The organism is Pseudomonas sp. VEM90 (assembly GCF_054611535.1).
On the sequence record NZ_JBTRAR010000030.1, the window covers coordinates 61,723 to 80,139 of the forward strand.

Consider the following 18,417-nt stretch of genomic DNA (forward strand, 5'->3'; position numbering starts at 1 on the left):
AACCTGTTCCTTGTCAGAGATCGCCGAAGAAGCGCTTCACACCATCGAACCAGCCGCTGGCCTTGGGCGAGTGGGAACTGTCGCCTTCCAGCGAATCACGCAGCTCTTCGAGCAACTCGCGCTGGCGACGGCTGAGGTTGACCGGGGTTTCTACGGCCACACGGCACAGCAGGTCGCCCGCGCCACCGCCACGCACCGGGGCAACACCCTTGCCACGCAGACGGAACTGCTTACCGGTCTGGGTACCTTCCGGAATCCTCAGCTTCACACGACCATCCAGGGTCGGCACTTCCAGCTCGCCGCCCAGGGCAGCATCGGTGTAGCTGATCGGTACTTCACAGTACAGGTGCTTGCCATCACGCTGGAAGATTTCGTGCTCACGCACGCTGATCACCACGTACAGGTCGCCAGTCGGGCCACCATGAGCACCCGCCTCGCCCTCACCCGACAGACGGATGCGGTCGCCGGTATCAACACCTGCCGGCACCTTGACCGACAGCGTCTTGTATTCCTCGACACGCCCTTCACCGTGGCACGAAGTGCACGGGTCGGTAATGATCTTGCCTTGGCCATGGCAGCGCGGGCAGGTCTGCTGCACCGAGAAGAAGCCTTGCTGCATGCGCACCTGGCCGATGCCGCCGCAGGTCGGGCAGGTCGACGGGGTCGAGCCCTTCTTGGCACCGGAACCGTCGCAAGGCTGGCAGTTGACCAGGGTGGGCACGCGGATGCTGACCGTAGTGCCACGCACCGCTTCTTCCAGGTTCAGTTCCAGGGTGTAGCGCAGGTCGCTGCCGCGCTGGGCACCGCCTCGACCACCACCGCGGCCGCCGCCACCGAAGAAGTCGCTGAACACATCACCGAAGATGTCGGAGAAGTTGGCACCACCAAAGCCGGCACCACCGCCACCCATGCTTGGGTCGACACCCGCATGGCCATACTGGTCGAAGGCCGCACGCTTGCTCGCGTCCGACAGCACTTCGTAGGCCTCGTTGGCCTCCTTGAACTTGTCTTCCGATTCTTTATCGCCCGGATTGCGGTCCGGGTGATACTTCATCGCCAAACGGCGGTAAGCCTTCTTGAGGTCCGCTTCAGTGGCGCCGCGCTCGACACCCAGGACCTCATAATAATCACGCTTGGACATAGGTCATTTGCACCTTGTTGGGCGTCTGGCATCTGCGCCACGCCATCAGCACCCGCCCGCTACCCATAAGAGCCACTGACAGATGCTGTAAAAATTCTCGAATTCCAGATACGCCAACGCGGGAGCAAGCCCCCGCGCGGCGACATCCTACCAGCTCACCGGCAAACGACGGTGAACTGGCCGACAACATGCAGGGATTACTGCTTGTTGTTGTCTTTCACTTCTTCGAACTCGGCGTCAACCACGTCATCGTGCTTGGCTTCCGGCTCGGCCTGCTGCGCGCCACCCTGAGGCTGTTCAGCCGACTGCTCGGCGTACATCTTCTGGGCAACCGGGGCAGAGACCTTGGACAGCTCTTCAACCTTGGCGTCGATGGCAGCCTTGTCGTCGCCTTTGACAGCGGCTTCCAGGGCAACAACGGCGGCCTCGATGGCGGTTTTCTCTTCAGCGGTAACCTTGTCACCTGCGTCAGCGACCATCTTGCGGGTCGAGTGCACCAGCGCGTCACCCTGGTTACGGGCAGCGGCCAGCTCTTCGAACTTGCGGTCTTCCTCGGCGTTGGCCTCGGCGTCACGCACCATGCGCTCGATTTCTTCGTCCGACAGGCCGGAGTTGGCCTTGATCACGATCGACTGAGTCTTGCCGGTGGCCTTGTCTTTCGCACCTACGTGCAGAATGCCGTTGGCGTCGATGTCGAAGGTCACTTCGATTTGCGGCACGCCACGCGGTGCTGGCGGAATGTCAGCCAGGTCGAACTTGCCCAGCGACTTGTTCTGCGCAGCCTGCTTACGCTCACCCTGCAGCACGTGAATGGTCACGGCGCTCTGGTTGTCGTCGGCAGTCGAGAACACCTGCGACTTCTTGGTCGGGATGGTGGTGTTCTTCTCGATCAGCGCGGTCATCACGCCGCCCATGGTTTCGATACCCAGGGTCAGCGGGCTGACGTCCAGCAGCAGTACGTCTTTCACGTCACCGGCCAGTACCGCACCCTGGATGGCAGCACCCATGGCAACCGCTTCGTCCGGGTTCACGTCCTTGCGCGCTTCCTTACCGAAGAAGTCGGCCACTTCTTTCTGCACCAGCGGCATGCGGGTCTGACCGCCGACCAGGATCACGTCGTCGATCTTGCTGGCGTCGATGCCGGCGTCTTTCAGGGCGATGCGGCAAGGCTCGATGGTACGTTTGACCAGGTCTTCGACCAGCGACTCCAGCTTGGCGCGGGAGATCTTCACATTCAGGTGCTTAGGACCGGTGGCATCTGCAGTGATGTACGGCAGGTTGACGTCGGTCGACTGAGCGGACGACAGCTCGATCTTGGCCTTTTCTGCGGCTTCTTTCAGGCGCTGCAGGGCCAGAGGATCGTTCTTCAGGTCCATGCCCGACTCTTTCTTGAACTCGTCGACAAGGTAGTCGATCAGGCGCATGTCGAAGTCTTCACCACCCAGGAAGGTGTCGCCGTTGGTAGCCAGTACTTCGAACTGGTGCTCACCGTCGACTTCGGCGATTTCGATGACCGAAACGTCGAAGGTACCACCACCCAGGTCATAAACGATGACGGTGTGGTCGCCCTTGGCCTTGTCCATACCGTAGGCCAGCGCAGCGGCAGTCGGCTCGTTGATAATGCGTTTTACGTCCAGGCCAGCGATGCGGCCGGCGTCTTTGGTCGCCTGACGCTGGCTGTCGTTGAAGTAGGCCGGAACGGTGATGACCGCTTCGGTGACTGGCTCGCCGAGGTAGTCTTCGGCGGTCTTCTTCATTTTCTTCAGGACTTCGGCGCTGATCTGCGGCGGAGCCATTTCCTTGCCAGCAGCCTCGACCCAGGCGTCACCGTTGTTCGCCTTGACGATCTTGTACGGCACCAGCTTGATGTCTTTCTGCACGACATCTTCTTCGAAGCGGCGGCCAATCAGGCGCTTCACTGCGAACAGGGTGTTGTGTGGGTTGGTGACGGCCTGGCGCTTGGCCGACTGGCCAACCAGGATTTCGCCATCGTTGGCGTAGGCCACGATCGAAGGGGTAGTACGCGCACCTTCGGCGTTTTCGATGACTTTGACGTTACCGTTTTCCAGAATGGAGACGCACGAGTTGGTGGTCCCCAGGTCGATACCGATGATTTTGCCCATGTTAACTCTCCCGAAACTTGAATTTGGTAGCAGCGACTACTTTGGCCAACTGCGGTAATACTTGAAGGCTTGACACCTAGATGGGGATGCCCGGAAGGATTTCAAGCCTTTTCATTGATCGAGGGTTGCGCCGCGCTCGGCGCCTTGCTGACCACCACCATGGCGGGGCGCAGCAGGCGGCCGTTCAGCAGGTAACCCTTCTGGAACACGTTCAGCACGCTGTTTGGCTCGACCTCGGCGTTTTCCTGCATGGCCATGGCCTGGTGGTGCTCAGGGTTGAACGGCTGGCCGTGCGGGTCGACCGCTTCAAGGTTGTAGCGCTTGAGCGTGTCCTGGAACATCTTCAGGGTCAGCTCGACACCTTCGCGGATCTGCTTGACGTGCTCATCCTCGGCACTGGAGTGAGCCAGGGCCAGCTCCAGGCTGTCGATCACCGGCAGCAAGTCGCTGGAGAACTTCTCCAGGGCGAACTTGTGGGCTTTTTCCACGTCCTGCTCGGCACGACGGCGTACGTTCTGCAGGTCGGCAACGGCGCGCAGCGCCTGGTCCTTGGCTGCGGCCAGCTGTTCCTCGAGCTCCAGAACACGGGTATCAGCTGCATTGCCTGCACCGGTTTCTTCCACGTTAAGGTCTTTCTCGTTCAGCTGCTCATCAGCCATGGGGTCTCTCCTGCGCAATTTTGTGGACTGCGAGCCAGGCTCGCCTTGGATGACGGCTATATGGGGCCGGAAAAACCAGGTTCAAGGGGCAAGGTGGTTTTCAAGGCTGCAACAGAATCTGCGAAGGGGCATTGGCAGGCCTGAAAAAAGTACTGTATAAATAACCAGACCTGACTTTCGGGAGCCACCCCCATGCTGGTGCACCTGTCCATTCACAACTACGCCATCGTCGAGCACCTCGACCTCGAAATCGCCCGTGGCATGTCCGTCATCACCGGCGAGACCGGTGCCGGCAAATCGATCATGCTCGACGCCCTCGGCCTGGCCTTGGGCGACCGTGCCGACAGCGGCGTGGTGCGCCCCGGCACCGACAAGGCAGACATCCTGGCCACCTTCGACCTGGTGGACATTCCCGAAGCGCATACCTGGCTGGCCGAGCGCGACCTGAACAACGAAGGCCTGTGCATCTTGCGCCGGGTGATCACCGCCGAAGGCCGCAGCCGCGGCTACATCAACGGCACGCCCTGCCCGCTCGGCGACCTCAAGGCGCTGGGCGAACTGCTGATCGATATCCACAGCCAGCACGAGCACCAGTCCCTGCTCAAGACCGACACCCATCGTCGCCTGCTTGACGAGTATGCCGGTGCCGTCGACCTGGCCCGCCAGGTACAGCTTGCAGCCAAGCGCTGGAACCAGACCCGCCTGGAGCTGGAGCGCCTGTCCAACTCGGGCGACGAGCAGCGCGCCCGCCACCAGTTGCTCAGTTACCAGCTGGAAGAACTGGACAACCTCGGCCTGGGCGAGCACGAACTGGAGCAACTGGAACAGGAACACAAGAACCTGACCAGCGCCGAAGCCCTGTTCGGCATCTGCCGCCAGGTCATCGACCAGTGCAGCGAGAGCGATTCGGGCAATGTGCTCAGCGCCCTCACCTCCAGCCTCAACCGCCTGGGTGCCGCCACCAACTCGCCCAAGGCACTGAGCGAAGCGGCCAACCTGATTGCCAGCGCGCAGATCCAGGTCGAAGAAGCCATGGGCGAGCTCAACCGCTTCCTCGACAACTTCGACGCCGACCCGATGCGCCTGCAAGCCCTGGAAGAGCGCCTGGACACCATCTATACCCTGGCGCGCAAACACCGGGTGCACCCCACCGAACTGCCCCACCTGCAACAGCAGCAGATGGAAGAGCTGGAAGGCCTTAACGCCAGCGACGAGTCGATCGAGCGGCTGGGCGAAGAGCTTGCCGCCTTTGCCCAGCACTATAAAGAGAAAGCCCGTGAGCTCAGCGGCCTGCGCCAGCAAGCGGCGCAGCAGCTGGCGGGTGCGGTGGAGCAGGAAATCCAGCGCCTGGGCATGCCTGGCGGGCGCTTCTGCATAGAGCTGACACCCAACGAAGGCACAGACCTGTCACCCCATGGCCTGGAGCAGATCGAACTGCTGGTCAGCGCCAACCCTGGCCAGCCACTCAAGGGCCTGGCGAAGGTGGCGTCGGGCGGTGAACTGTCACGTATCAGCCTGGCGATCCAGGTGATCACGGCGCAGACCTCGCGCATTCCTACCCTGGTGTTCGACGAAGTCGACGTGGGTATTGGCGGGCCAACGGCAGAAATCGTCGGCCAATTGCTGCGGCGCCTGGGCGAACGCGGCCAGGTACTGACCGTGACCCACCTGCCGCAGGTGGCGGCGCAGGGGCATCACCATCTGTTCGTGCACAAGGTGCGCAACAGCGACACCACCCACACCGCCGTGGCTAGCCTTGGCAAGCGTGAGCGCGTGGAAGAAGTGGCGCGGATGCTCGGCGGGATCGACCTGACCAAGGAATCTTTGGCGCATGCGCGCAAGATGGTGGTGAGCGGCAAGGCCTGAGCCTTGCTTTTCCAGGACGATTCGCGGGCACGCCCGCTCCCACAGGGTGATCACAGGATCTGAAACCTGAGGTGTTGGACCTGTGGGAGCGGGCGCGCCCGCGAAGAGGCCGGCACAGACAACACATCGTTCAATCCCAGAAAGCACAAAGGCGACCCGAAGGTCGCCTTTGCCATCCATAACGAAAAATCGTTACTTCTTCTTACGCACATACAGGACCAGATTGTGGTCCACCAGCTCGAAGCCATGCTCGGCCACGATTTCGCGCTGGCGCTTCTCGATTTCAGCATCCATGAATTCGATGACTTCACTGGTATCCACGTTCACCATGTGGTCGTGGTGACCGCCGTCGGCCAGCTCGAACACTGCATGACCGCCGTCGAAGTTGTGGCGAACCACCAGACCCGCCGCCTCGAACTGGGTCAGCACGCGATAGACGGTGGCCAGGCCTACATCCTCGCCAGCCTCCATCAGCGCCTTGTAGACATCCTCTGCACTCATGTGACGCTGCTCGGTAGAGTCGAGCATCTGAAGGATCTTGACTCGAGGCAGGGTCACCTTGAGACCGGCTTTGCGCAATTCGCTATTTTCAACCATGGTCAGCTTTCTCGCCGATGCTGCTTCGCAGCTTCTCTTAATACGGGTATGATCGGGGTTTACGTTGTCCAGCCAAGATAGTGGAAGTCGCCCACCGATGCAAAACACCAAGCTCTTGCTAACCAGCCTCACCCTAGTGGGACTGCTCGCACTCGCCGGTTGCTCGTTTCCCGGGGTTTACAAAATCGACATCCAGCAGGGCAATGTCGTCACGCAAGACATGATAGACCAATTACGCCCGGGAATGACCCGCCGGCAAGTAAGGTTTATCATGGGCAACCCGCTGATTCAGGATACCTTCAACACCAATCGCTGGGATTACCTGTACAGCCTGCAGCCTGGTGGCGGTAAGCGCCAGCAAGAACGCATGAGTGTATTTTTCAACGAAAGCGATCAACTGGTCAGCCTGTCTGGCGACTTCATGCCAGGCGTCAGCCGCGATCAGGAAATCCTCGGTGGCAGCAGCGACACCACCATCAGCCCGGCCACCGAGCCAGGCCAGACCGAGCAGCCGGCAGCGCAGCCTGAAGAAAAACCGGCCAAGCCAGGTTCGACCGAAGAGGCCATCCAGCGCGAGATCGACACCATCGAGACCACCCCGGTCCCGACCCCCGCACCGCTGGAAACCCGGTAGCCGGGAAGCAGGTGCAAAAAAGCCCGGACGTGTTCCGGGCTTTTTATTGCCGCCCGTTCAGTCAGGCATTCAGTTGCTTGGCACGCTGGCAGAACGCATCGACCAGCGTGTTGGCCGCCTGATTGAATAGCGGGCCCAACGTGGCACGCACAATCGGCCCGGCGTAATCGAAGGACAGGTCCAGGCTGATCTTGCAGGCCTTTTCACCCAGTGGCTTGAACACCCAAACACCATGCAGCTGGGTGAATGGCCCTTCTTCGAGATTCATCTCGATGGACTGCCCCGGCACCAGCACGTTACGCGTAACGAAGTGCTGGCTCATGCCACCCTTGGCCACTTCGAGCTTGGCACGCATGTGTGTATCGCTGGTTTCGATCACCGTCGAGGCCGAGCACCACGGCAAAAACTCAGGGTAGCTGGCTACATCGTTGACCAGATCGTAAAGCGCCTGGGCGGGGTATGGCAGCAGGGCGGAGCGTTGAATATGGGTAGTCATCCAGGCGTCACTTCCAAGGCTGGGTGGCGACGCTTCGCAGCGTGCCGAAAACAGGTTCTGTGCGTATGACAGGGTTTGTATTGTCCGGTATTCATTCCAGTGGCTCAAGCACACCGAAATCCCATAGCGGACGACGCGCGGACTTGCCTATAATGCCGCCCCTATGGCTAAGCAAAAAAAACATCCGACCGGGACCATCGCGCAAAACAAGAAAGCGCGACACGATTACTTCATCGAACACAAGTTCGAGGCCGGGCTGGTCCTGTCCGGCTGGGAAGTAAAAAGCCTGCGAGCCGGCAAGGCGCACCTGACTGACAGCTACGTGCTGCTCAAGGACGGTGAGGCCTGGCTGTTCGGCAGCCACATCACCCCGCTGACCACGGCCAGCACCCACGTCATCGCCGACCCTACACGCACCCGCAAGCTGCTGCTGAACAAGCGCGAGCTAGAGCGCGTGGAAGCGGCTGTGGCGCAAAAAGGCTACACCTGCGTGGCTTTGGCGCTGTACTGGAGCAAGCACCTGATCAAGTGCGAAATCGCACTGGGCAAGGGTAAGAAGGAATTCGACAAGCGCGACACCATGCGCGAGCGCGACTCCAACCGCGAGCTGCAGCGGGCTGTGCGGAACAAGGGCAAGGAAGACTAATTGGTCTTTAGCCTGTTCCGGCCTCTTCGCGGGTAAACCCGCTCCCACAGGAAGGGCACCAGATTCAAACCCGGCGCCTATCCTGTGGAGCAGCCTCTTCGCGGGCACGCCCGCTCCCACAGGAAGGGCACCAGTCTCAAGCCCGGCGCTTATCCTGTGTGCGGCCTCTTCGCGGGCACGCCCGCTCCCACAGGAAGGGCACCAGTCTCAAGCCCGGCGCTTATCCTGTGTGCGGCCTCTTCGCGGGCACGCCCGCTCCCACAGGAAGGGCACCAGACTCAAGCCCGGCGCTTATCCTGTGTGCGGCCTCTTCGCGGGCACGCCCGCTCCCACAGAAAGGGCACCAGACTCAAGCCAGGCGCTTATCCTGTGTGCAGCCTCTTCGCGGGCACGCCCGCTCCCACAGGAAGGGCACCAGACTCAAGCCAGGCGCTTATCCTGTGTGCAGCCTCTTCGCGGGCACGCCCGCTCCCACAGGAAGGGCACCAGTCTCAAGCTAGGCGCTTATCCTGTGTGCGGCCTCTTCGCGGGCACGCCCGTTCCCACAGGAAGGGCACCAGACTCAAGCCAGGCGCTTATCCTGTGGGAGCGGGCTTGCCCGCGAAGAGGCAGGTACTGCCCATAAAAGTCTCAGCGCCCGCTGCGCCGCTCCGCCCGCGCCACCCGCTGCGCTTCTTCGTGCGCCTCTTCCAGCACCTCCTGCACATACAAAATGTGCCGGCTGGACACCTCCCGCGCATCCTCCGCCCTGCCCTCGACAATCGCCAGGTACAGCTCCCGGTGCTGACTGATCAGCATGTCCCGGGTTTCGGTGCGCTGCTGGTACATGCCGCCGATGTTGGTCACCACGTTGCGCTTGAGCAGGTCGAACAACCCCCGGATGGTGTGCAGCAACACCGCGTTATGGCTGGCCTCGGCGATCGCCAGGTGGAAGCGCGCATCAGCCGCGCCCTCCTCCGCACGGGTTACCTCGTCGAACCTGGCATAGCAGTCCTGCAGCGTATCGAAGGCCGCCTTCAAGCGCGCCCGGTCCGGCTCGGTGGCACGCTGGGCAGCGTAATAGGCACAGGACGCCTCCAGGGTATGGCGGAACTCGAGCAGGTCACGCTGCGCTTCGGCACTGTGTTCGAGCAACTGCAGCAACGGGTCGCTGAAGGTGGACCCCAACGACTCCGCCACAAAATTGCCCCCGCCCTGACGGCTGACCAACAGCCCCTTGGCCACCAGCTTCTGGATCGCCTCACGCAGTGACGGGCGGGACACACCAAACTGCTCGGCCAGGACGCGCTCGGCCGGCAGCCGCTGCCCCGAGGTCAGCGTGCCTTCCAGAATCATCCCTTCCAGCCGATCGACAATGTCGTCGGACAGGCGCCGCTGGCGTACCTGATCAAAAACCATCACATGCTCTCCACAAACCCCCGGGCAAATGTCAGGGGGTGCCTATTCTCGCCGATCCAGGCCACGCAAACACCCATCAAGCCGCGATTTTCCCACCACATCAGATGCCCGCTCATCGGTACACGACCAAAGTTTTGCACAGGACAAATTGACACACCCACGACAGCGCTTTTAACCTAGCGTCCAGCCATTGTAAATTGGTCTTACCAATTATCCAATGCCAGTGCCTGACCAACAACAATTAGGGGCCACCCCATATGCAAACCTGGCAACAACTCTATACCCCGCTTGGTAGTCTCGGCCTGTCCGCACTGGCGGCGGTCATCCCTATCGTGTTCTTCTTCCTGGCCCTCGCCGTGTTCCGCCTCAAGGGCCACGTAGCGGGCAGTATCACCCTCGCGCTGTCGATTCTGGTGGCGATCTTCGCCTTCCAGATGCCTGTCGACATGGCCCTCGCCGCCGCGGGTTACGGCTTCCTCTACGGCCTCTGGCCAATTGCCTGGATCATCGTTGCCGCGGTGTTCCTGTACAAACTCACGGTCAAGAGCGGCCAGTTCGAAGTGATCCGCAGTTCGGTGCTGTCGATTACCGACGACCAGCGCCTGCAAGTGCTGTTGATCGGCTTCTGCTTCGGCGCCTTCCTCGAAGGTGCGGCGGGCTTTGGCGCACCGGTGGCCATCACTGCCGCACTGCTGGTGGGCCTGGGCTTCAACCCGCTGTACGCTGCCGGCCTGTGCCTGATCGCCAACACCGCGCCAGTGGCCTTCGGCGCCCTGGGCATCCCGATCATCGTGGCCGGCCAGGTCACCGGTATCGACGCCTTCCACATCGGCGCCATGACCGGCCGCCAGCTGCCGCTGCTGTCGCTGTTCGTGCCGTTCTGGCTGGTGTTCATGATGGACGGCCTGCGTGGCGTGAAGGAAACCTGGCCTGCCGCCCTGGTCGCCGGCCTGAGCTTTGCCGTCACCCAGTACTTCACCTCGAACTTCATCGGCCCGGAACTGCCAGACATCACCTCGGCCCTGGCCAGCCTGATCTGCCTCACCCTGTTCCTTAAAGTCTGGCAGCCCAAGCGTGCGTTCAGCGAGGCCAAAGGCAGTGTCGGCGCAGCCGTTGTGCAGCCAAGCGGCAGCCAGCCTAGCCCGTACAGCTTTGGCGAGATCTTCAAGGCCTGGTCGCCGTTCCTGATCCTCACCGTGCTGGTCACCATCTGGACCCTGAAGCCGTTCAAGGCGGCTTTCGCGCCGGGCGGTGCGATGTACAACTTCGTCTTCAACTTCGCCATCCCGCACCTCGACCAACTGGTGGTCAAGACCGCACCGATCGTTGCCGCGCCGACCGCCATGCCAGCGGTGTTCAAGCTCGACCCGATCTCCGCCACCGGCACCGCGATCTTCCTCTCGGCGCTGATCTCGATGGCAGTGCTGAAGATCAACTTCAAAACTGGTCTTACCACTTTCAAAGAAACCTTCTGGGAACTGCGCTGGCCGATTCTGTCGATCGGCATGGTGTTGGCCTTCGCCTTCGTCACCAACTACTCGGGCATGTCCTCGACCATGGCCCTGGTGCTGGCCGGTACCGGCGCCGCGTTCCCGTTCTTCTCGCCGTTCCTCGGCTGGCTGGGCGTGTTCCTGACCGGCTCGGACACCTCGTCCAACGCCCTGTTCAGCTCGCTGCAGGCCACCACCGCGCACCAGATCGGGGTCAACGACACCCTGCTGGTGGCGGCCAACACCAGCGGTGGCGTAACCGGCAAGATGATCTCGCCGCAATCGATCGCCGTGGCCTGCGCCGCTACCGGCCTGGTCGGCAAGGAATCCGACCTGTTCCGCTTCACCGTCAAGCACAGCCTGTTCTTCGCCACCATCGTCGGCCTGATCACCCTGGTCCAGGCTTACTGGCTGACCGGCATGCTGGTTCATCACTAAAGTGAAAGGGGCCGGGCGCCGTCGCGCGCCCGGCACACCCACAAGCAACGCTGCGAGAATCCATGATCATTTCTGCCTCTACCGACTATCGCGCCGCGGCCCAACGCAAGCTGCCCCCCTTCCTGTTCCACTACGCTGACGGCGGCGCCTACGCCGAGCACACCCTGCGCCACAACGTGTCGGACCTGGCCGGCATCGCCCTGCGCCAGCGCGTGTTGAACAACATGTCCGAGCTCAGCCTGGAAACCAAGCTGTTCGACGAAACCCTGAGCATGCCGGTGGCCCTGGCCCCGGTCGGCCTCACCGGCATGTACGCCCGCCGTGGCGAAGTGCAGGCCGCACGCGCGGCCGCCGCCCATGGCATCCCGTTCACCATGTCGACCGTGTCGGTGTGCCCGATCGAAGAAGTGGCGCCAGCCATCGACCGGCCGATGTGGTTCCAGCTGTATGTGCTCAAGGACCGCGGCTTCATGCGCAATGCCCTGGAGCGCGCCAAGGCCGCCGGCGTGAAGACCCTGGTGTTCACCGTGGACATGCCCGTACCCGGTGCCCGCTACCGCGACGCCCACTCTGGCATGAGCGGCAGGAACGGCCCGCTGCGCCGCGTGCTGCAAGCCATGACCCACCCCGAGTGGGCATGGGATGTGGGCGTGATGGGCCGCCCGCATGACCTGGGCAACATCTCCAAATACCGTGGCAACCCCACCGGCCTTGCCGACTACATCGGCTGGCTGGGCAACAACTTCGACCCGTCCATTTCCTGGAAAGACCTGGAGTGGATCCGTGAGTTCTGGGACGGCCCGATGATCATCAAGGGCATTCTCGATGCCGATGACGCTCGCGATGCGGTCAAGTTCGGTGCCGACGGTATCGTGGTGTCCAACCACGGCGGCCGCCAGCTCGACGGCGTGCTGTCCAGCGCCCGTGCCCTGCCGGCAATTGCCGACGCGGTCAAAGGCGACCTGAAGATCCTGGCCGACTCGGGCATTCGCAGTGGCCTGGACGTGGTGCGCATGATCGCCCTGGGTGCCGACACCGTACTGATCGGCCGCGCCTTCCTCTACGCCCTTGCCGTGCATGGCCAGGCCGGCGTGAAAAACCTGCTCGAGCTGTTCGAAAAGGAAATGCGCGTGGCCATGGTGCTGACCGGTGCCAAGTCGATCAGCGAGATCACCCGCGACTCGCTGGTACGCGAACTGGGCGCCTGAACGCCTGCAAGAACCACCGCCTGAATGACCCGGGGCATGTAGCGCACAGACGCCACAGCCCCGCGAGGAGACTGCATGAGCCTGCCCGCCGCGTTCCTGCGTGATGCCGAGCGCCTGATCCCCGCCGAACGCCGCTTCGACGACCCCACCTCCACCCTGGCCTTCGGCACCGACGCCAGCTTCTACCGCTTGATCCCCAAGCTGGTGGTGCGCGTCGAGTCCGAGGACGAAGTGGTCGGCCTGATCAAACTGGCCCAGCGCGAGCGGGTGCCGGTCACCTTCCGCGCTGCCGGCACCAGCCTGTCTGGCCAGGCCATCAGCGATTCGGTGCTGATCGTGCTCGGCGATAACTGGAACGGCCGCGAAATCCGACGCCAGGGCGAGCAGATTCGCCTGCAACCCGGCGTGATCGGCGCCCAGGCCAACGCCTGGTTGGCCCCCTTCGGGCGCAAGATCGGCCCCGACCCGGCCTCGATCAACGCCTGCAAGATCGGCGGCATCGTCGCCAACAACGCCAGTGGCATGTGCTGCGGCACCGCGCAGAACACCTACCACACCCTGGCGGGCCTGCGCCTGGTGCTGGCCGACGGCACCCGCCTGGACAGCGAAGACCCGGCCAGCGTCGCCGCCTTCGAAAGCAGCCACGCCGAGCTGCTGGAAGCACTGGCCCGCCTGGGCCGCGAAACCCGCGCCAACACCGCGCTGGCCGACCGCATCCGGCACAAATACCGGCTGAAGAACACCACCGGCCTGTCACTGAACGCACTGGTGGACTACGACCAGCCGCTGGACATTTTGCAGCACCTGCTGGTCGGCTCCGAAGGCACCCTGGGCTTCATCAGCGCCGTCACGTACGACACCGTGCCCGACCACCCGCACAAGGCCAGCGCCCTGCTGGTGTTCCCCAGCGTCGAAAGCTGCTGCCGCGCGGTACCCGTGCTCAAGCAGCAGCCGGTCTCTGCCGTGGAACTGCTCGACCGCCGCAGCCTGCGCTCGGTGCAGAACATGCCAGGCATGCCGCTGTGGGTAAAAGGCCTGTCGGACAATGCCTGCGCCCTGCTGATCGAATCCCGCGCCGCCAGCCAGAGCCTGCTGCACGAGCAACTGCAGCAGATCATGGCCTCGATCGCCGACTTCCCACTGGAACAGCAAGTGGACTTCAGCGAAGACCCGGCCGTGTACAACCAGCTGTGGAAAATCCGCAAGGACACCTTCCCCGCCGTCGGTGCCGTGCGCCAGACCGGCACCACGGTCATCATCGAAGACGTGACCTTCCCCGTCGAGCAACTGGCCGAAGGCGTCAACCGCCTGATCCAGCTGTTCGACAAGCATCACTATGACGAAGCGATCATTTTCGGCCACGCGCTGGAAGGCAACCTGCACTTCGTCTTTACCCAGGGGTTCAACAGCGCCGAAGAAGTCGCACGATACCAGGCGTTCATGGACGACGTGGCGCAACTGGTGGCGGTGGAGTTTGGCGGCTCGCTCAAGGCCGAGCACGGCACCGGGCGCAACATGGCGCCTTTCGTGGAGCTGGAGTGGGGGCACGACGCCTACCAGCTGATGTGGAAGCTCAAGCGCCTGCTCGACCCCAACGGCATCCTCAACCCCGACGTGGTGTTGAGCGACGACCCGGATATCCACCTGAAAAACCTCAAGCCGCTGCCTGCCGCCGACGAAATCGTCGACAAGTGCATCGAGTGCGGCTTCTGCGAACCGGTGTGCCCGTCCAAGGGCCTGACCCTCAGCCCGCGCCAGCGCATCGTCATGTGGCGTGACATCCAGGCCAAGCAGCGCGCCGGCATCGATACCCGCGCACTGATGCAAAGCTACCAGTACCAGGGCATCGACACCTGCGCCGCTACCGGCCTGTGCGCCCAGCGCTGCCCGGTCGGCATCAACACCGGCGAGCTGGTGAAGAAACTGCGCAGCCAGGCCGCCGACCACGCTAAAACCGCCGACTGGCTAGCCGAGCATTTCCACACCGCCCTAAGCGGTGCACGCCTGACCCTGACCGCCGCCAACACCGCACGCAAATTGCTAGGCGCCCCGCGCCTGGGCCGCCTGAGCGCCTCGCTGAGCAAAGCCAGCAAAGGCCGCCTGCCCCAATGGACCCCGGCCATGCCGCAACCGCTGCGCCCGCCGGCTTTTGGCGCCACCAGCAACGACGCCCGCCCCCGCGTGGTGTACCTGGCCGCCTGCGTCTCCCGGGTAATGGGCCCGGCCTATGCCGACCGCGAGCAAAGCTCGCTGCTGGACAAAACCCGCGCCCTGCTGGAAAAGGCCGGTTACCAGGTGGTGTTCCCCGACAACGCCGACAGCCTGTGCTGCGGCCAACCGTTCGCCTCCAAAGGCTACCCCGAGCAGGCCGAACACAAACGCCAGGAGCTGATCACCGCCCTGCTGCACGCCAGCCGCGGTGGCCTCGACCCGATCTATTGCGACACCAGCCCCTGCACCCTGCGCCTGGTGCAGGACCTGGGCGAAACCCGGCTGGACCTGTACGACCCCGTGCGCTTCATCCGCACCCACCTGCTCGACCGACTGGAGTTTACCCCCCAGGACGAACCGGTAGCCGTGCACGTGACCTGCAGCACCCAGCACCTGGGCGAAAGCCAGGCCTTGATCGACCTGGCGCGGCGTTGCAGCAAACAGGTGGTGATCCCGGAAGGTATTCATTGCTGCGGGTTTGCCGGTGACAAAGGCTTTACCACCCCCGAGTTGAACGCCCACTCGCTGCGCAGCCTGAAGGACGCCGTGCAGTATTGCAGCGAAGGCATTTCCACCAGCCGCACCTGCGAGATAGGCCTGTCGAGCCACAGCGGCATCGACTACCACGGCCTGGTCTACCTGGTAGACCGCGTCACCCGACCACGCAGCCTCTAACGCGTTGATATAGGTGGGGAACGCTGTAGGATCTGTGTAGGAGCGGGTTCACCCGCGAAAGGGCCGGCCCTGCTGGCCAATCCCCTCCCGCCGTCCACCGTCGCAGCCGCCTACACAGATCGGTGGTGGACACACATCGGGCGCCAGACACAGCCCCCCCGTAGGAGCGGGTTCACCCGCGAACACCGGCAACGCCGGTGCCATCCCCACCTCAATATCGCCCGCCACCATCCCGATTGAACCCCCGCCAATCCCCCGCAGTCCACCTTACAGGCCCACCTTCCAGAGGCCCCAGAGGAGACACCCATGAAAGGTACCGCACTTTCGGCCCTGTTCGCGGCCGCCACCCTGCTGGCTTCGCCGGTGTTCGCCGCCGATGACCTCTGCACCACCAACCTGCAAAAGATCGACAACAGCATGGCCACCGCCGGCGCCACCTCCGAGGGCCTGGACAAGGCCATCACCGAGCACGTCGACAAAGCCAAGGCCGCCCAGGCCTCGGGCGACACCAAGGAGTGCATCGCCATTACTAGCAAAGTGCTGGAGCGCCTGGAAAAAACCGAGAAAGGCAGCAGTAGCGGCAACGGCGGCGCATAAGCCCCAAAGCGGGCGACTGGACCGGCTGTCGACGTCGCCCGCGCAATGGCGTATACTCCGTCTCACGTACCGTAAGGTGCGGTAGCGTAACGCTAGCGTGGGGCCGATTAGGATTCGACGCCGGTAGCGAAACTCTAGGTGCATGCCGAGTTGGTAACAGAACTCGTAAATCCACTGTTGCAACTTTTATAGTTGCCAATGACGAAAACTACGGCGCGGAGTACAAGCTGGCTGCGTAAGCAGTCCTCTTGACCCGTTGCTTCTGGTAGCTTCGGCTCCAGCAATCACTAGGGGATGCCTGTAAACCCGAACTGATTGTCATACAGAACAGGATCGTCGCGTAGCACGTTGTGGGCGAAGTGACTAAAACTTACACAACTCATCCAAAGCACCCTGCCCGTCGGGCGGCTGCGGATTAAATCAGTAGACACGGCTAAGCATGTAGTACCGACAGCGGAGTACTGGCGGACGGGGGTTCAAATCCCCCCGGCTCCACCAAACAATCCTTACAAATCAGGCACTTAGCGAATCTCGCAAGTGCCTTTTTTGTGTCTGAATGGGCCGTTTTGGCTGGGGAATGCCAGCTTAATGACAGCATGGGAAACGGAGCGCAGGTAGCGAGATGGATATAGCCAACAATCCAGCGGGCGAGCTTTTGCAGTTGATCCGGAAGATCCTTGAGCAATCTGACGATCTGCCAATGACCCAGGTGTGGTCGGTATGCTTTGATTGCAAGACCACCAACAGTGGGGAAATTGTCCAAGGCATCATGCGAGCCATAGAGCTGACGAATGAAGCTCGCCAGGCGACAAAATCTTTCGTTCAGGGCGATCCTTCAATTTATCTCGCCCCATTCGACAGTATTGAGCAGCTCCTTCACAACCATTCCTTGACTGGAAAGCTGTCGAATTATCGACGCTATATGGATGCTGCCACTATTACCGCCCTCGGCTTTGTAGATCACATGCTCTCCCAAGAGTTTTCATCCGAGCATCCTGGCGCCATGAAAAATGTTCGGGAATTCATCCAGGCTTTGGACGAACTGCTGGAAGAATGCCTAGGCTCCGACATCAGCTCCGGTTTGAAAGAACTGTTCACGCTTCATCTTGAAGCTCTCAGAAAGGCGCTTCTTGAGTACAGATTGGGCGGGGAAGCGAAGCTTCATGCGGCGATGGATCAATTTACCGGATCGCTGATCCGCAATCGCGAATCGATTGGCGCAGAGTTTGATAAAGTGGAAGAGATCATGGGTAAGTCAGTAGGCATTATGACCAAGATCGAAGAGCTTGTTATCAAAACGAAAGCCGTAGCCACCCTTGCAGCGCCCGCCGCCACTCATCTCCTATCCTGGTTCAAGTAGCTCTGATTCACTGGCAGTTCCATCACCGAGGCCGGATCAGGGCATCGTACTCGCGCCCGCACTGCTGGCCGGCAATGAGGGCGCGGTCATAAGCTTGCGCCAGCTCTCGATTCGTAGCGACAGACCGGTCGAGCAGGTCGGAGAGCACCATGGCGGCGCGGGTGGCTGTCTCGCCTCTGGCGATAGCGGCGGTATCCGTGCCGGGGCAACTGACGGCGGCAGCGAGATGGGAGGCTTCACTGCGCAGCCGCTGGCCAGCAGCATCGGCGTCAGCAGCGCCAGCATCAGCAATCGTTCGTTCTTCCAAGGCATCTGCTCTCACCTCCTCGCGCACGTTGGCGCGGCGTTGTTCTTCCTGTCGAGCGCTCCGCTCTCCGATAACTTCCGCGAGACGCTCGCCACTGTCGCGCGTCGCGGACGCCTGGCCCGCTTGGGCAAGCTCGACTGAGCGACCGTGCTCGTAGGCCGCCAAATGCGAGACCAGCAGTACCAGCCCTACCGCGACGCCGGCCCATGGGCTCATGAAGCCAGGGCCCGCCGTACGCCCTCGTCGATCACCTCAGCCTTGTAGGGGTTGCCGCCGTTCTCGTGGACGATGATGCCCACCACAGCCTCACGCAGCACCTGCGGCTTGGAGATGTCGATCGAATCACGAACGCCTACGCCGAGGCGCTTCGCGATGGCCTGGGCATAGGCCAAGGTGTTGTTCTCACTGGCCGGCGCCCAGCGGCTGATGAACTCCAGTGGGGTATCGATGCCAGGGCGGCCCACGCCTGGCATGCCGTCTTTGCCCCGATAGTTGAGCAGCAGCTTGGCCAAGGCGCGGATTCCGTTCTCTGCTTGGTCAAAGCGGGCGAAGCGCGGGTTGGCCACGCCAA

General features: G+C 62.3%; 16 protein-coding genes and 1 other RNA gene. 9 read left to right on the forward strand and 8 right to left on the reverse strand.

Translation table 11 applies throughout. From position 1 onward, the window contains the following. Positions 1 to 13: 13 nt before the first annotated feature. The 3 genes from dnaJ to grpE form a co-directional block, all read right to left on the reverse strand. Positions 14 to 1,141, reverse strand: coding sequence for a molecular chaperone DnaJ (dnaJ, locus tag ACYCCG_RS23500; RefSeq protein ID WP_459671946.1), 1,128 nt, complete (start codon positions 1,139 to 1,141; stop codon positions 14 to 16). A 197-nt stretch (positions 1,142 to 1,338) separates the two neighbouring features. Continuing rightward, positions 1,339 to 3,264: a molecular chaperone DnaK gene (gene dnaK, locus ACYCCG_RS23505; protein ID WP_010955366.1), complete on the reverse strand. Its 1,926-nt coding sequence runs from the start codon at positions 3,262 to 3,264 to the stop codon at positions 1,339 to 1,341. 101 nt (positions 3,265 to 3,365) lie between these two features. Next, the gene (gene grpE, locus ACYCCG_RS23510) at positions 3,366 to 3,923 is read right to left on the reverse strand and encodes a nucleotide exchange factor GrpE (protein ID WP_012053755.1); all 558 of its coding nucleotides are present in this window, start codon (positions 3,921 to 3,923) and stop codon (positions 3,366 to 3,368) included. 192 nt (positions 3,924 to 4,115) lie between these two features. On the opposite strand from grpE, the gene recN reads away from it, so the two are divergent. Beyond that, complete coding sequence (gene recN, locus ACYCCG_RS23515; protein WP_459671950.1) at positions 4,116 to 5,789, forward strand: DNA repair protein RecN; 1,674 nt, start codon at positions 4,116 to 4,118, stop codon at positions 5,787 to 5,789. Positions 5,790 to 5,981: 192 nt separating this feature from the next. Here the strand turns inward: recN and fur are convergent, their stop codons facing one another. Continuing rightward, positions 5,982 to 6,386, reverse strand: a complete 405-nt coding sequence (gene fur / locus ACYCCG_RS23520) for a ferric iron uptake transcriptional regulator (protein ID WP_003249922.1) — start codon at positions 6,384 to 6,386, stop codon at positions 5,982 to 5,984. Positions 6,387 to 6,483: 97 nt separating this feature from the next. Between fur and ACYCCG_RS23525 the strand changes: the two genes are divergently transcribed. After that, entirely contained in the window at positions 6,484 to 7,020 is a 537-nt protein-coding gene (locus ACYCCG_RS23525; RefSeq protein WP_176685384.1) for an outer membrane protein assembly factor BamE, read from the forward strand. A 61-nt stretch (positions 7,021 to 7,081) separates the two neighbouring features. On the opposite strand, the gene ACYCCG_RS23530 is transcribed toward ACYCCG_RS23525, so the two are convergent. Continuing rightward, positions 7,082 to 7,516, reverse strand: a complete 435-nt coding sequence (locus ACYCCG_RS23530; protein ID WP_003249916.1) for a type II toxin-antitoxin system RatA family toxin — start codon at positions 7,514 to 7,516, stop codon at positions 7,082 to 7,084. 163 nt (positions 7,517 to 7,679) lie between these two features. Between ACYCCG_RS23530 and smpB the strand changes: the two genes are divergently transcribed. Continuing rightward, positions 7,680 to 8,162 (forward strand): SsrA-binding protein SmpB, encoded by a 483-nt coding sequence (smpB, locus tag ACYCCG_RS23535; RefSeq protein WP_014592415.1) that lies wholly within the window; start codon positions 7,680 to 7,682, stop codon positions 8,160 to 8,162. 630 nt (positions 8,163 to 8,792) lie between these two features. On the opposite strand, the gene ACYCCG_RS23540 is transcribed toward smpB, so the two are convergent. Next, entirely contained in the window at positions 8,793 to 9,560 is a 768-nt protein-coding gene (locus tag ACYCCG_RS23540) for an FCD domain-containing protein (protein WP_021784338.1), read from the reverse strand. 257 nt (positions 9,561 to 9,817) lie between these two features. Between ACYCCG_RS23540 and ACYCCG_RS23545 the strand changes: the two genes are divergently transcribed. The 6 genes from ACYCCG_RS23545 to ACYCCG_RS23570 all read left to right on the forward strand — a co-directional run bounded on the left by ACYCCG_RS23545 (position 9,818) and on the right by ACYCCG_RS23570 (position 17,539). Then, positions 9,818 to 11,488: a lactate permease LctP family transporter gene (locus ACYCCG_RS23545; protein ID WP_459671953.1), complete on the forward strand. Its 1,671-nt coding sequence runs from the start codon at positions 9,818 to 9,820 to the stop codon at positions 11,486 to 11,488. A 62-nt stretch (positions 11,489 to 11,550) separates the two neighbouring features. Then, entirely contained in the window at positions 11,551 to 12,696 is a 1,146-nt protein-coding gene (lldD, locus tag ACYCCG_RS23550; RefSeq protein ID WP_339534277.1) for an FMN-dependent L-lactate dehydrogenase LldD, read from the forward strand. Between the two features lie 75 nt (positions 12,697 to 12,771). Beyond that, the gene (locus ACYCCG_RS23555) at positions 12,772 to 15,582 is read left to right on the forward strand and encodes an FAD-binding and (Fe-S)-binding domain-containing protein (protein WP_459671955.1); all 2,811 of its coding nucleotides are present in this window, start codon (positions 12,772 to 12,774) and stop codon (positions 15,580 to 15,582) included. 306 nt (positions 15,583 to 15,888) lie between these two features. After that, a complete protein-coding gene (locus tag ACYCCG_RS23560; RefSeq protein WP_103469000.1) occupies positions 15,889 to 16,179 on the forward strand; it encodes a hypothetical protein in 291 nt (96 codons plus the stop codon). Positions 16,180 to 16,278: 99 nt separating this feature from the next. Continuing rightward, positions 16,279 to 16,677, forward strand: a transfer-messenger RNA (tmRNA) gene (gene ssrA / locus ACYCCG_RS23565). A 124-nt stretch (positions 16,678 to 16,801) separates the two neighbouring features. Beyond that, the gene (locus ACYCCG_RS23570; RefSeq protein ID WP_459671957.1) at positions 16,802 to 17,539 is read left to right on the forward strand and encodes a hypothetical protein; all 738 of its coding nucleotides are present in this window, start codon (positions 16,802 to 16,804) and stop codon (positions 17,537 to 17,539) included. A gap of 22 nt (positions 17,540 to 17,561) precedes the next feature. On the opposite strand, the gene ACYCCG_RS23575 is transcribed toward ACYCCG_RS23570, so the two are convergent. Both ACYCCG_RS23575 and ACYCCG_RS23580 read right to left on the reverse strand, forming a co-directional pair. Then, on the reverse strand, positions 17,562 to 18,062 hold the full coding sequence (locus ACYCCG_RS23575) for a DUF2514 domain-containing protein (protein ID WP_459671959.1): 501 nt from the start codon (positions 18,060 to 18,062) through the stop codon (positions 17,562 to 17,564). Continuing rightward, positions 18,059 to 18,417: structural protein P5 (locus tag ACYCCG_RS23580; RefSeq protein WP_459671961.1), on the reverse strand; the 359-nt coding region annotated here is incomplete at its 5' end. The genes ACYCCG_RS23575 and ACYCCG_RS23580, both read right to left, overlap by 4 nt.

What these genes read in the sequence shown, in the direction of transcription:
- ACYCCG_RS23560 (WP_103469000.1), top strand. Translation starts at nt 15,889, where the DNA reads ATGAAAGGTACCGCACTTTCGGCCCTGTTCGCGGCCGCCACCCTGCTG.
- ACYCCG_RS23555 (WP_459671955.1), top strand. Translation starts at nt 12,772, where the DNA reads ATGAGCCTGCCCGCCGCGTTCCTGCGTGATGCCGAGCGCCTGATCCCC.
- ACYCCG_RS23545 (WP_459671953.1), top strand. Translation starts at nt 9,818, where the DNA reads ATGCAAACCTGGCAACAACTCTATACCCCGCTTGGTAGTCTCGGCCTG.
- lldD (WP_339534277.1), top strand. Translation starts at nt 11,551, where the DNA reads ATGATCATTTCTGCCTCTACCGACTATCGCGCCGCGGCCCAACGCAAG.
- fur (WP_003249922.1), bottom strand. Translation starts at nt 6,386, where the DNA reads ATGGTTGAAAATAGCGAATTGCGCAAAGCCGGTCTCAAGGTGACCCTG.
- ACYCCG_RS23525 (WP_176685384.1), top strand. Translation starts at nt 6,484, where the DNA reads ATGCAAAACACCAAGCTCTTGCTAACCAGCCTCACCCTAGTGGGACTG.
- grpE (WP_012053755.1), bottom strand. Translation starts at nt 3,923, where the DNA reads ATGGCTGATGAGCAGCTGAACGAGAAAGACCTTAACGTGGAAGAAACC.
- ACYCCG_RS23540 (WP_021784338.1), bottom strand. Translation starts at nt 9,560, where the DNA reads ATGGTTTTTGATCAGGTACGCCAGCGGCGCCTGTCCGACGACATTGTC.
- ACYCCG_RS23575 (WP_459671959.1), bottom strand. Translation starts at nt 18,062, where the DNA reads ATGAGCCCATGGGCCGGCGTCGCGGTAGGGCTGGTACTGCTGGTCTCG.
- ACYCCG_RS23570 (WP_459671957.1), top strand. Translation starts at nt 16,802, where the DNA reads ATGGATATAGCCAACAATCCAGCGGGCGAGCTTTTGCAGTTGATCCGG.
- ACYCCG_RS23530 (WP_003249916.1), bottom strand. Translation starts at nt 7,516, where the DNA reads ATGACTACCCATATTCAACGCTCCGCCCTGCTGCCATACCCCGCCCAG.
- recN (WP_459671950.1), top strand. Translation starts at nt 4,116, where the DNA reads ATGCTGGTGCACCTGTCCATTCACAACTACGCCATCGTCGAGCACCTC.
- smpB (WP_014592415.1), top strand. Translation starts at nt 7,680, where the DNA reads ATGGCTAAGCAAAAAAAACATCCGACCGGGACCATCGCGCAAAACAAG.
- dnaK (WP_010955366.1), bottom strand. Translation starts at nt 3,264, where the DNA reads ATGGGCAAAATCATCGGTATCGACCTGGGGACCACCAACTCGTGCGTC.
- dnaJ (WP_459671946.1), bottom strand. Translation starts at nt 1,141, where the DNA reads ATGTCCAAGCGTGATTATTATGAGGTCCTGGGTGTCGAGCGCGGCGCC.